At 67.4% G+C, this 11,791-nt stretch carries 16 protein-coding genes; 11 read left to right on the forward strand and 5 right to left on the reverse strand.

All coding sequences use genetic code 11. The features are described 5' to 3' along the window. The first annotated feature begins 12 nt into the window (after positions 1-12). The 11 genes from QTH87_RS03445 (at position 13) to QTH87_RS03495 (ending at position 8,587) form a co-directional block, all read left to right on the forward strand. Positions 13-1,461 carry a high affinity choline transporter 1 gene (locus QTH87_RS03445; RefSeq protein ID WP_286606883.1) on the forward strand — a complete coding sequence of 483 codons (1,449 nt, stop codon included), beginning with the start codon at positions 13-15 and terminating at the stop codon, positions 1,459-1,461. Positions 1,462-1,571: 110 nt separating this feature from the next. Next, a complete protein-coding gene (locus tag QTH87_RS03450) occupies positions 1,572-1,937 on the forward strand; it encodes an FmdB family zinc ribbon protein (RefSeq protein ID WP_286606885.1) in 366 nt (121 codons plus the stop codon). A gap of 10 nt (positions 1,938-1,947) precedes the next feature. Further along, a complete protein-coding gene (locus tag QTH87_RS03455) occupies positions 1,948-2,568 on the forward strand; it encodes a DUF502 domain-containing protein (RefSeq protein WP_286606886.1) in 621 nt (206 codons plus the stop codon). Between the two features lie 40 nt (positions 2,569-2,608). After that, positions 2,609-4,414, forward strand: coding sequence for an aspartate--tRNA ligase (gene aspS, locus QTH87_RS03460; protein WP_286606888.1), 1,806 nt, complete (start codon positions 2,609-2,611; stop codon positions 4,412-4,414). A gap of 24 nt (positions 4,415-4,438) precedes the next feature. After that, a complete protein-coding gene (gene nudB / locus QTH87_RS03465) occupies positions 4,439-4,909 on the forward strand; it encodes a dihydroneopterin triphosphate diphosphatase (RefSeq protein WP_286606891.1) in 471 nt (156 codons plus the stop codon). Then, on the forward strand, positions 4,906-5,667 hold the full coding sequence (locus QTH87_RS03470; RefSeq protein WP_286606893.1) for an endonuclease/exonuclease/phosphatase family protein: 762 nt from the start codon (positions 4,906-4,908) through the stop codon (positions 5,665-5,667). Before nudB ends, QTH87_RS03470 begins: the two co-directional genes overlap by 4 nt. A gap of 69 nt (positions 5,668-5,736) precedes the next feature. Continuing rightward, on the forward strand, positions 5,737-6,471 hold the full coding sequence (gene folE, locus QTH87_RS03475; protein WP_286606895.1) for a GTP cyclohydrolase I: 735 nt from the start codon (positions 5,737-5,739) through the stop codon (positions 6,469-6,471). Between the two features lie 63 nt (positions 6,472-6,534). Next, positions 6,535-6,957 (forward strand): BLUF domain-containing protein, encoded by a 423-nt coding sequence (locus QTH87_RS03480; protein ID WP_286606896.1) that lies wholly within the window; start codon positions 6,535-6,537, stop codon positions 6,955-6,957. 56 nt (positions 6,958-7,013) lie between these two features. After that, positions 7,014-7,793 (forward strand): DUF429 domain-containing protein, encoded by a 780-nt coding sequence (locus QTH87_RS03485; protein WP_286608014.1) that lies wholly within the window; start codon positions 7,014-7,016, stop codon positions 7,791-7,793. Positions 7,794-7,916: 123 nt separating this feature from the next. Then, positions 7,917-8,114, forward strand: a complete 198-nt coding sequence (locus tag QTH87_RS03490; RefSeq protein ID WP_286606898.1) for a CsbD family protein — start codon at positions 7,917-7,919, stop codon at positions 8,112-8,114. Positions 8,115-8,182: 68 nt separating this feature from the next. Next, on the forward strand, positions 8,183-8,587 hold the full coding sequence (locus tag QTH87_RS03495) for a BON domain-containing protein (protein WP_286606900.1): 405 nt from the start codon (positions 8,183-8,185) through the stop codon (positions 8,585-8,587). A gap of 131 nt (positions 8,588-8,718) precedes the next feature. Here QTH87_RS03495 and QTH87_RS03500 read toward each other — a convergent pair whose 3' ends face one another. From QTH87_RS03500 to QTH87_RS03520, 5 genes are all read right to left on the reverse strand, one after another. Next, the gene (locus tag QTH87_RS03500) at positions 8,719-9,192 is read right to left on the reverse strand and encodes a hypothetical protein (RefSeq protein WP_286606903.1); all 474 of its coding nucleotides are present in this window, start codon (positions 9,190-9,192) and stop codon (positions 8,719-8,721) included. After that, the gene (locus tag QTH87_RS03505; RefSeq protein ID WP_286606906.1) at positions 9,182-9,562 is read right to left on the reverse strand and encodes a hypothetical protein; all 381 of its coding nucleotides are present in this window, start codon (positions 9,560-9,562) and stop codon (positions 9,182-9,184) included. The genes QTH87_RS03500 and QTH87_RS03505 overlap by 11 nt, the downstream gene beginning before the upstream one ends. Positions 9,563-9,637: 75 nt before the next feature. Next, positions 9,638-10,012, reverse strand: a complete 375-nt coding sequence (locus tag QTH87_RS03510) for a hypothetical protein (protein WP_286606907.1) — start codon at positions 10,010-10,012, stop codon at positions 9,638-9,640. A gap of 54 nt (positions 10,013-10,066) precedes the next feature. Next, positions 10,067-10,231 carry a DUF1328 domain-containing protein gene (locus QTH87_RS03515; RefSeq protein WP_286606909.1) on the reverse strand — a complete coding sequence of 55 codons (165 nt, stop codon included), beginning with the start codon at positions 10,229-10,231 and terminating at the stop codon, positions 10,067-10,069. A 155-nt stretch (positions 10,232-10,386) separates the two neighbouring features. Continuing rightward, on the reverse strand, positions 10,387-11,703 hold the full coding sequence (locus QTH87_RS03520) for a CHASE3 domain-containing protein (protein ID WP_286606910.1): 1,317 nt from the start codon (positions 11,701-11,703) through the stop codon (positions 10,387-10,389). Positions 11,704-11,791: the final 88 nt, after the last annotated feature.

Genomic DNA, 11,791 nt, shown 5'->3' on the forward strand with positions numbered 1-11,791 from the left:
GGAATCGCTGCCGTGCTGCTGACGCTGGTCTTCGTCTATCTCCTGATCACCATCGCCATCGGCCTCTACGCGGCCCGGCGCGTCAAGAACACCACCGACTTCGCGATCGCGGGCAGGCACCTGCCGCTGTACATGATCGTGACCACCACCTTCGCGACCTGGTTCGGCTCCGAGACCGTCCTCGGCATTCCGGCCAAGTTCATCGAAGGCGGCCTGAACGGCGTGGTCGAGGACCCGTTCGGTGCCGGCACCTGCCTGATCCTGGTCGGCCTGTTCTTCGCCGGCAAGCTCTACCGCATGACGCTGCTGACCATCAGCGACTACTACCGCGAGCGCTACGGCCGCACCATCGAGGTGGCCTGCTCGCTGATCATCATGCTGAGCTACCTCGGCTGGGTCTCGGCCCAGGTCACGGCGCTGGGGCTGGTGTTCAACGTGCTCTCGGGGGGCGCCATCGGCATCTCGATGGGCATGGTGATCGGGGTGGTCTCGATCCTGGCCTACACGCTGTTCGGCGGCATGTGGTCGGTGGCCGTCACCGACTTCATCCAGGTGATCATCCTGGTGCTGGGCCTGGCCGTGATCGCGGTCTTCGCGGGCAACATGGCGGGCGGCGCCGACAAGGTGGTCGCATTCGCGGTCAGCAAGGACCTGTTCAAGTTCTGGCCCGAGCCCAACTACCGGGACATGGTGTTCTTCTTCGCCGCCGCGATCACCATGATGCTCGGCTCCATTCCGCAGCAGGACGTGTTCCAGCGCGTGATGTCGGCCAACAGCGTGAAGGCGGCCACGCGCGGGCCGGTGATCGGCGGCGCGGCCTACATCCTGTTCGCCTTCGTGCCGATGTTCCTGGTGGCCAGCGCGCTGCTGATCATGCCGACCGAGACCGCCGAGCTGCTCAAGGACGATCCGCAGAAGGTGCTGCCCACGCTGGTGCTGCAGAAGATGCCCTTCGTGATGCAGGTGCTGTTCTTCGGCGCGCTGCTGTCGGCCATCAAGTCGACCGCCTCGGCCACCCTGCTGGCGCCCAGCGTCACCTTCACCGAGAACATCTGGCGCCAGTTCCGCCCCTCGGGCAGCGATCGCGAGAACCTGCTGACCATGCGCATCACGGTGCTGCTGTTCAGCGTCGCGGTGCTGGCTTACGCGATCCGCATGCAGGGCACCCCGATCTACGAGCTGGTCTCGGGCGCCTACCAGGTGCCGCTGGTGGGGGCCTTCGTGCCGCTCGTGTGCGGGCTCTACTGGAAGCGTGCGACCACGCAGGGCGCGATGGCGTCGGTGCTGCTGGGCATCGGCACCTGGCTGCTGTTCCTGGCCCTGCCGTGGGGCGAGGCCTTCCCGGCCCAGCTCGCGGGTGTGCTGGCCTCGTTCGTCGGCATGCTGGCCGGTTCGCTGGCGCCGCAGTGGGTGACCGACACCCACACGCCGCACCGGCCGCTCGCCGTCGACCCGGCCTGAGCGGCCGAGCGGCCCGGCACGATCCGGAGCGAGGCCGCCGGGGCCGGGGCGGCCCTTATAATCGAGGGCTTTGCGAGCGGCCGCCGGCTGCTTCCTGTGCCCCCATCCCCATGCCTATCTACGCCTACAAGTGCGGCGCCTGCGGCTTTGCCAAGGACGCGCTGCAGAAAATGTCCGACGCGCCGCTCACCGTGTGCCCGTCCTGCGGGGCGAGTGCGTTCAGCAAGCAGCTGACCGCGGCCGGCTTCCAGCTCAAGGGCTCGGGCTGGTACGTGACCGACTTCCGCGACGGCAAGAAGGGCGCGGAAGGCGGCAAGAAATCCGAAGGCGGCGATGCCGCGCCGGCCGCCGGCGCCGACTCGGCCGCTGCTCCGGCTGCCGACCCGGCAACGTCCAAGCCCGCAGCGGTCGCACCGGCCAGCGCGCCGGCAGCGGCAGCGCCCGCGCCCGCGTCCTCGGGCGGCAGCAGCGACTGAGGGCAGGCCGATGCTCGCGCTGCGCAAATGGCTGCTCTCCGGCTTGCTGGTCATCGTGCCGCTGGTCATCACGCTGGGCGTGCTGAACTGGATCATCGGCACGCTCGACCAGACGCTGTGGCTGCTGCCGGAAGAATGGCAGAAGTACCTCACCGACCACAAGGTGCGCGGCCTTGGCGTGCTGCTGACGCTCGCCATCCTGCTGGCCGTCGGTGCCATCGCGAGCAACTTCGTCGGCAAGCGCCTGCTCGGCTGGGGCGACGCCGTGGTGCGCCGCATCCCGGTGGTGCGTTCCATCTACTCCAGCGTGAAGCAGGTCTCGGACACGCTGTTCTCCGAGAACGGCAACGCATTCCGCACCGCGGTGCTGATCGAGTGGCCGCGCCCGAACGCCTGGACCATCGCCTTCGTGACCGGCACCCCCGGCCATGAAGTCGTCGACCACCTGGGCGGTGGCGACTACCTCGGCGTCTACGTGCCGACCACGCCGAATCCCACCGGCGGCTATTTCGTGATGCTCAAGCGCAGCGACTGCATCGAACTCCGGATGAGCGTGGACGACGCGCTCAAGTACATCGTGTCGATGGGGGTGGTCGTTCCAGGCGGCCCCGCGGCGATCGCGACCAAGTAAAGAAGACAAGCACGCGCCCCTGCGGCGCCGGAATCCATCTATGGCCATGCGTTCAAACTATTGCGGTCTCGTGACCGAAGCCCTGCTGGGCCAAACCGTCACCCTCTGCGGCTGGGTCAATCGCCGGCGCGACCACGGCGGCGTGATCTTCATCGACCTGCGCGATCGCGAAGGCTACGTGCAGGTGGTGTGCGATCCCGACCGTGCCGCGCAGTTCGCCACCGCGGAAGGCCTGCGCAACGAGTTCTGCCTGCAGATCACGGGGCTGGTGCGCGCGCGTCCGGAAGGCACGGTCAACGACAACCTCAAGAGCGGCAAGATCGAGGTGCTGTGCCACGAGATGAAGGTGCTGAATCCTTCGGTCACGCCGCCCTTCCTGCTCGACGACGACAACCTGTCGGAGACCACGCGCCTCACGCACCGCGTGCTCGACCTGCGCCGTCCCGCGATGCAGCGCAACATGATGCTGCGCTACAAGGTCACGATGGAGGCGCGCAAGTTCCTCGACGCCAACGGCTTCATCGACATCGAGACGCCGATGCTCGGCAAGTCCACGCCCGAGGGCGCGCGCGACTACCTGGTGCCGAGCCGGGTGCACGACGGCAGCTTCTTCGCGCTGCCGCAATCGCCGCAGCTCTTCAAGCAGCTGCTGATGGTGGCGGGCTACGACCGCTACTACCAGATCGTCAAGTGCTTCCGCGACGAGGACCTTCGCGCCGACCGCCAGCCCGAATTCACGCAGATCGACATCGAGACCTCGTTCATGGCCGAGGAAGAGATCCGCGAGATGTTCGAAGGGATGATCCGCAAGGTGTTCCGCGCCGCGGCCGAGGTCGAGCTGCCGCCGTTCCCGGTCATGAGCTACGGCGACGCCATGTTCAAGTACGGCTCCGACAAGCCGGACCTGCGCGTCAAGCTCGAGTTCACCGAGCTCACCGACGTGATGCGCAATGTCGAGTTCAAGGTCTTCGCACAGGCGGCCGGCACGCCCGGCGGCCGCGTGGTCGCGCTGCGGGTTCCCGGTGGCGGTGGTGAAGGCGGACTCTCGCGCGGCGACATCGACGGCTACACCGAGTTCGTCAAGATCTACGGCGCCAAGGGCCTGGCCTACATCAAGGTCAACGACGCGGCGCTGGGCCGCGAGGGCCTGCAGAGCCCGATCGTCAAGAACCTCAACGATGCCTCGCTGGCCGAGATCATCGCCCGCACCGGCGCCCGCAACGGCGACATCCTGTTCTTCGGTGCCGACAAGGAAAAGGTCGTCAACGACGCCATCGGCGCGCTGCGCGTGAAGATCGGCCACAGCGCCTTCGGCAGGAAGAACGGCCTGTTCGACGACCGCTGGGCGCCGCTGTGGGTGGTCGACTTCCCGATGTTCGAGTTCGACGAGGAAGGCCAGCGCTGGTCGGCCGTGCACCATCCCTTCACCGCGCCCAAGGACGGCCATGAGGACCTGATGGACACGGCACCCGAGAAGTGCATCGCCAAGGCCTACGACATGGTGCTCAACGGCATCGAGATGGGCGGCGGCTCGGTCCGTATCCATCGCGAGGAAGTGCAGAGCAAGGTGTTCCGCGCGCTCAAGATCAACGCCGAGGATGCGCAGCACAAGTTCGGCTTCCTGCTCGACGCGCTGCAATACGGCGCGCCGCCACACGGCGGCATCGCGATCGGCCTCGACCGCCTGGTCATGCTGCTGACCGGCGCCGAATCGATCCGCGACGTGATCGCCTTCCCGAAGACCCAGCGCGCGCAGGACCTGCTCACGCAGGCGCCGAGCCCGGTCGACGAGAAGCAGCTGCGCGAGCTGCACATCCGCCTGCGCAACACGCCGCAGGCGGTCTGAGGCCGCCGGGGCGGCGCGGAGAACATGAGCCGCGCGCCCTGGAAGATCCCCGAGTCGGTGCTGGTCGTGATCCACACGCCGGCGCTCGAGGTGCTGCTGATCCGCCGCGCAGACAGCGACGAAGCGCTCTGGCAGTCGGTCACCGGCAGCAAGGACTTCGCCGACGAGGCGCCCGCCGCGACCGCGGCGCGCGAGGTGGCGGAAGAGACCGGCTTCGAATGCGGCCTGGGCGCGCCCCTTGCGCTGCAATTGCGCGACTGGCACGAGCAGCACGCCTTCGAGATCCTGCCGCGCTGGCGATCGCGCTATGCGCCCGACGTCACGCACAACACCGAGCACCTGTTCAGCCTCTGCCTGCCCGAGGTGCGCGAGCCGCGGCTCGATCCTTGCGAGCACACGGACTGGTGCTGGCTGCCGTTTCGCGACGCTGCGGCGCTGGCTTTTTCCTCGACCAACGCCGCAGCCATCCTGCGCCTGCCACAATTTGCGCGATGAATTCACAGGCGACGAACAGCTTCCGCGTGGCCACCTACAACATCCACAAGGGTGTGCAGGGCATCGGGCCCGCGCGGCGCCTCGAGATCCACAACCTCGGGCACGCGATCGAGCAGCTCGATGCCGACATCGTCTGCCTGCAGGAAGTGCGCAAGATGAACCGCCAGGCGGCCGCGCGCTTCAACCGCTGGCCCGAGCTGCCGCAGGCCGACTTCCTCGCGCCCGAGGGCTATACGGCGGTCTACGAGACCAATGCCATCACCAAGCATGGCGAACACGGCAATGCGTTGCTCACGCGCTGGCCCGTGCTGCGCAAGACGCACCTGGACATCTCCGATCACCGCTTCGAGCAGCGCGGGCTGCTGCACGTGGCGATCGACTTCGACGGCCAGCCGGTGCACACCATCGTGGTGCACCTCGGGCTGATCAAGGGCAGCCGCATCCGGCAGATCGCGCAGCTGCGCGAGTTCATCGAGCGCGAGATCCCGGCCGGCGAGGCGCTGGTCGTGGCCGGCGACTTCAACGACTGGGGTGCGCGCATGCGCTATGCGATGAACGCCATGGGCATGCGCGATTCCAGCGACCTGCGCGGGCCCCGCACGCTGACCTATCCCTCGCGGCTGCCCGTGGCACAGCTCGACTTCATCTATGGTCGCCAGGTCCAGCCGCTCTCGAGTTCGGTGCCGCGCGGGCCGGTCTGGGCCCGCATGTCCGACCACCTGCCGCTGGTGACCGACTTTGCGCTATCAAAACAATAGCTGAGTCGGCAGGCGGGGAGGCCCTGGCGGGCGCATGGCCGGAATTGCATTCGCTGATACGATGGGCGGATGCTCAGGACCATCGAAGCCGTACCGCGCCCCGCGCCAGGGGATGAAGACGAGGGCACGCCCGTCTCCCAGAAGATCCGCGAGCGAATCGTCGCCGCCCGCCGCCGCTTCAACGCCAACGACAACATCGCGGAGTTCATCCAGCCCGGCGAACTCGAAGGCCTGCTCGACGAGGTCGAGGTCAAGATGAAGGACGTGCTCGAGAGCCTCGTGATCGACCTCGAGAACGACCACAACACCGGCAACACCGCGCGCCGCGTCGCGAAGATGTATGTCAACGAGGTGTTCAAGGGGCGCTACGTGCCGCCACCCTCGCTGACCGAATTCCCGAACGCGGAGCATCTCAACGAGCTGATGATCGTCGGCCCGATCACGGTGCGCAGCGCCTGCTCGCACCACTTCTGCCCGATCATCGGCAAGCTCTGGATCGGCGTCATGCCGAACGAGAAGACCAACGTGATCGGCCTGTCCAAGTACGCGCGGCTGGCCGAATGGGTCATGGGCCGGCCCCAGATCCAGGAAGAAGCCGTGGTTCAGCTGGCCGACCTGATCCAGGAGAAGACCCAGCCCGACGGACTGGCCCTCGTGATGGAGGCCGAGCATTTCTGCATGCAGTGGCGCGGCGTCAAGGAAATGGACAGCAAGATGATCAACTCGGTCATGCGCGGTGTCTTCCTCAAGGACCCGAACCTGCGCCGCGAATTCCTCTCGCTGCTGCCGCGCAAGCGGGGCTAGCACGCCCCGCGTCGACCTCTCACCTGCACCTCACCTGCACCTCGACTGAGCTGAGCCCACACCATGCTCGTACGCCTTCTCTACGCCAGCCGCGCCGCCGACACCAGCCAGGCCGCCCTCGAGGCGATCCTCGCGCAGGCCCGCTCGCACAACACCGCCTGCGGCATCACGGGCATCCTCTGCCACGGCGCGGGCGTGTTCCTGCAGGCCATCGAAGGCGGGCGCACGGCCATCAGCGAGCTCTACGGCCACATCCAGCGCGACCCGCGGCACAAGGACGTGGTGCTGCTGCACTACGAAGAGATCTCCGAGCGCCGTTTCGGTGGCTGGACCATGGGCCAGGTCAACCTGTCGAAGCTCAACGCATCGACCCTGCTCAAGTATTCCGAGCGACCCGAACTCGATCCCTACGCGGTCTCGGGCAAGGTCTCGCTGGCGCTGCTCGAGGAACTGATGGCCACCGCCGCCATCGTCGGACGCCACTGAAGCCCGAACTGCTGCTCGGCTGCGATTTCTCGAGCGCGCCGAGCCCGCGCAAGCCCATCGTGGTCGCGCTCGGCGCGGCCCGTGGGACGGCCACCATCGCGCTCACGGGCTTCGTCGCCTTCCCCACGCTCGATGCCTGGGGCCGATGGCTCGCCGACACCCCGGCCTGGGTGGGCGGTTTCGACCTGCCGTTCGGACTCCCGCGCGAACTGGTGCTGCAGCTGGGATGGCCGCTCGAATGGGCGCCGCTCATCGACCACTACGCCAGCCTGGGCCGCGACGAGATCCGCGGCCGTTTCGCAGCCTTCTGCGCGGCGCGGCCGACCGGCGGCAAGTTCGCGCACCGGCGCACCGACGGACCGGCCGGTTCCAGCCCCTCGATGAAATGGGTGAATCCGCCGGTGGCGTTCATGCTGCACGCAGGCGTGCCGCGCCTGATCGCCGCCGGCGCCACGCTGCCCGGCCTGCATGCGCCGGCCGAGGGCGGGGCGCGCATTGCGCTCGAGGCCTATCCGGGGCTGCTTGCGCGTGAACTGATCGGGCGGCGCAGCTACAAGAGCGACGCCGGCGCGGCGCAGACCGAGGAGCGGCGGCAGGCACGCGTCGATCTGCTGGCTGCGCTCGAGCGCGGCTCGCCGCGACTGGGCTTGCGCCTCGCGATCGATGACGCTGCGCGCACCCTGTTGCTCGATGACGCGAAGGGCGACTGCCTCGACGCCGCCCTGTGCCTGCTCCAGGCCGGATGGGCGGCGGCGCGGCGGGAAAGCCATCCGGGACCGGGCTGGGGCCTGCCTGCGGACATCGATCCGCTCGAGGGCTGGATCGTGACGGCCTGACCTCCCGCTGTCCTACAGCAGGACAAGATGCTGCCCGCCCTCGGCGATGAGCCGAATCGATAGATTGAAATCAGTGGCTCACCCCGGGTCACGGTTTCATTCAACCTGAGAAGGGAAAGCACCATGAACAAGGATCAAGTGGCAGGCCGCGTCGACGAGGCCAAGGGCAAGATCAAGGAAGTCGCCGGCAAGGTGACCGGCAGCGAGAAGCTGCAGGCGGAAGGTGTCGTCGACCAGGCGAGCGGCAAGGTACAGAAGACCTACGGCGACGCCAAGGAAGACGCGAAGGACGCGATCAAGAAGGGCGCAGACAAGCTTTGACAGCGCGCATGCAAGGTCAGGCCCCGCATTTCGGAGCCCGGCCCTTTTCTTCCGAGAGGAGTACAGAGATGACCGAAACGAAGTTCCAGCTGCGCAGCGTCGCGGTGATCGCGCTGGCGGTTGCCGCATTGGGCATGGCAGGTTGCAACAGGAACGAGACTGCGGGCCAGAAGATGGACTCGGCAGTCGCCAAGACCGGCCAGGCGGCCGATACCGCAAAGGCCAAGACAGAGTCGGCGGCCTCCTCCGTGGCAGGCGCCATGGACGATGCCTCGATCACCGCCGCGGTCTCGACCGGCCTCGCGAAGGATCCGGACCTGAGCGCGATCAAGATCGATGTCGATACCAAGGGCGGGCGCGTGACGCTGACCGGACCGGCACCGAATCCGACCGCGAAGGCGCGTGCGGAGGAGATTGCGAAGTCCGTGCAGGGCGTGAGCGCGGTCGACAACAAGCTCGAAGTCAAGATGTGAGCTTGTCGGCAGGCGCCACGGAGCGCCTCGAAGCAACAAAGCCCGGCTGGTCCGGGCTTTTGCTTTGGGCATGCGGCCCCTGTCGGCGGGGGATCGGATTCAGTGTCTTCGCCGCGCCAGGAGCTGGAGTTTTAGGACACGTCCTTTGGCGGATGGGCATTCTTCTCCATCAGCGTGGTGACCATGTCTGCAACGTCCGAACTCTTGAGCAGGGCCGCCAGCACCGCCGTGATCGATAGCAGGCGCCACGGCTTGATCAGCACCACCAGCGCGCCGGTGGCCGCCGCTGCTGCGACCAGCTTGGCGGGTTCGTCGCGGGCATAGCGGTCGAGCAGCGGCCGCGCGAGCTGGCCTACCGCGTTGGCCGGATGACGGCGCCACCAGCGCCGGGCCACGCCGCGTGCGATCGAAGTCCAGGCGAACGGATGGGCGCCGCGAGGTTCATCGGCGCCATCTCCCGTGGCTTGGGTTTCGCCTTCGTCCGGCGGATAGGCATCGAATTCGTCGTCGCGCCGCGGGCGTCCGCCCTGCAACTGGTCGACCAGGGCCCGTCGGGAACGCGCGAGGCGCTGCTGGGGGGTCAGGACGGGTTCATCAATTGCCATGGCGATCTCCTGCGGCACGCAAGGCGTGCAGGTCGGCGTCGAGCTGCTCCCGCAGGTCGGCGAAACCATGGAAGGGGGATGGACGGGCCGCGATGTAGCCCGCTACGAGTGCGATCAGGACCGCGACACCCGGAACCGCTGCCAGCACCCAGTGAAAGCTCCCGTGCATCACGCCCAGCATCACGGCAACGCCGATGAGTGCCAGCGCGAGCATGGCGCTCACTGCGGCCAGCACGCCGGCAACCGCCCGTGCCACGATGCCGCGACTGGCCTCCTGGGCCTCCTGACGCACCAGGGCACCGTAATTGGCGAGATGCTCGGCGACGAGATCGGGGTGCCCGAGCACCGTTGAGAAGAGGGGATGGATCATGGTGCGGGGCAACCGGTGAAGCAAAGACAAGGCGGCCGTAGCCGCCTGGAATCAAAACGGCTTGGAGGCCGGGCTTCAGTAGTCGTCGCGGCGGCGGCTCGCGAGCACGATCAGCGCCGTGATCACGGCGCCGGCTGCGGCTGCCACCAGCACCGAGCGCACCGGCTGGTCGGAGATGTACTTGCCGGTGACGTCGGCCGCAGCTTCGAGGCGACGCTGCGCGCGGGCGCTGGTCGTCGATGCCGCATCGAGGCCGCGCTGAACTGCCTGCTGGACGCGGGCCGCCAGCTGTTCCACCGTGGGCTCTGCTTCGCGGCGCAGGTCGCGGACCTTCTCGCCGGCAGCGTTCACCGCGTTCTGGGCATAGGCGCGCGTGGCATCGATGGCCTCATGTGCCGTCTGACGTGCATCGTCGGCCAGTTGCGAGGCCGACTTGGTGGTTGTGTTCATGAGTTCAATTCCTTCTTGCTGAAAATTGGGATACCGGCCGCTCCATCGTAGCGGCTACCTGCGTCGCATCAAGCCCGCGATGAAGCTGGCAAGCGCCAGGACCAGGAAGATGACGAACAGGATCTTCGCGATGCCCACCGCACTGGCGGCGATGCCGCCGAAGCCAAACAGGGCGGCGACCAGCGCGATGACCAGGAAGACGACTGCGTAGTGCAACATGCTGATTCTCCTTGCAGATGGGTGGATACCGAGGGCACGCCCTTGTCGGGCGGCTTGGGCTCAACGATAGGAGCGCGGCGGGCGAAGCCCTGTCAGCAGCAGGGCGCGTGGGGCGTAGGAGAGGGCCCAAACCACCCGCGCCCCGTGGACCCCGCTCAGCCGCGCAGCGACGGCAGGATGGCGCTCAGGTGCGTGCCCTGGCCGGGCGTCGACGCAATCGTGAGCTTGCCCTTGGCTGCCTCCACGCGATGGCGCATGCCCGCGAGGCCGTGCGTGGATGGCCGAGCGCGCTGCGTGTCGAAACCCTTGCCGTTGTCCATCACCTCGATGACGGCATGGTTGCCGTAGTTCTTCATCACGATGCTGGCCTCGGTGGCCTGCGCGTACTTGCCGATGTTGGTGAGGCTCTCCTGCACCATGCGGTAGGCCGTGAGCTGGTTCGATTCGTCGAGGTCCACGGGCTCCAGCACCATTTCGACCTCCATGCCCGATTGCTCCGCGAACTCGCGTCCGAGGATCTCCAGCGAAGCCACCAGCCCGAGGTTGGACAGCGAGGACGGTCGCAGGTCCTCGATGATGCGGCGCTTGAGCGCGATGCCGCTGTTGAGGAGTTCGTTGAGATGTTGCAGCCGCTGGGCGGCGTCGGGCGCGTCGTTCAGCCTCGACTTGAGACGCGCCACGTCGAGCTTGGCGGCGGTGAGCAGCGAGCCGAGTTCGTCGTGCAGTTCGCGCGCCAGGAAGCCGCGCTCCGTCTCGCGCACCTGCTGCAGGTGCGTCGCCAGTTCGCCGAGCGTCGCGGTGCGTTCTCGAACCTCGCCTTCGAGCGCATTGCGTTCGCGCTGCAGCGCTTCCTGCTGCCGTTCGCCGATCGACCGCAGCGCGTGGGTCTGGCGCAGATAGAGATAGAAGGCCAGCAGGCCGGCCAGTGCCACCAGCGCGATGCCGATGCGCCCGAAACGCAGCGAGCTCGCGATCTGGGCCTGGCCGCGGTTGAGCTCCTCGTTGCTGCTCGAGATCAGCGCGCCGACCTGGTTGCGGATCGCGTCCATTTCCTCCCGCCCTACATCGGTCGTGATGACGAACTTCCAGGCGTCCTCGCTGCCGGCCTGGCGCAGGCGCACGCTCATCTCCATCTCGGCGAGCTTGCGGCTCACGTGCTTGGCAAGTTCGCCAAGCCGCGCCAGTTCGTTCGGGCGGCCCGCATAAAGCGCCTGCAGCGCCGCGAGGTTTCCGTCCACCTGCTTCACGGCCACGTCGTAGGGCTCGCGGTAGCGGGCTTCCCCGGTCAGCAGGAAGCCGCGCTGACCGGTTTCCGCATCGAGCACGTTCTGCAGCATGAGGTTGAGCACCGTGCGCGCCTGCTGCGCATCGCCGACTTCCTGCAGTGCCTGGTGCGATCGGCTGTAGCCCGCCTCGTTGATGCCGACCAGCGCCAGTGCCGCCAGTGCGGCAAGCGTGAGGCTGAGGGCCATCTTGGGAAAAGCTAACCAGCGCATGAGGTCTCGGAGCAATGCCAGCCGTTCAAATTCGGGAATAATCGGTGCCGATCAGGGACCGGCA

The sequence above is a fragment of the Variovorax jilinensis genome (genome assembly GCF_030316885.1).
Taxonomy (GTDB): domain Bacteria; phylum Pseudomonadota; class Gammaproteobacteria; order Burkholderiales; family Burkholderiaceae_C; genus Variovorax; species Variovorax jilinensis.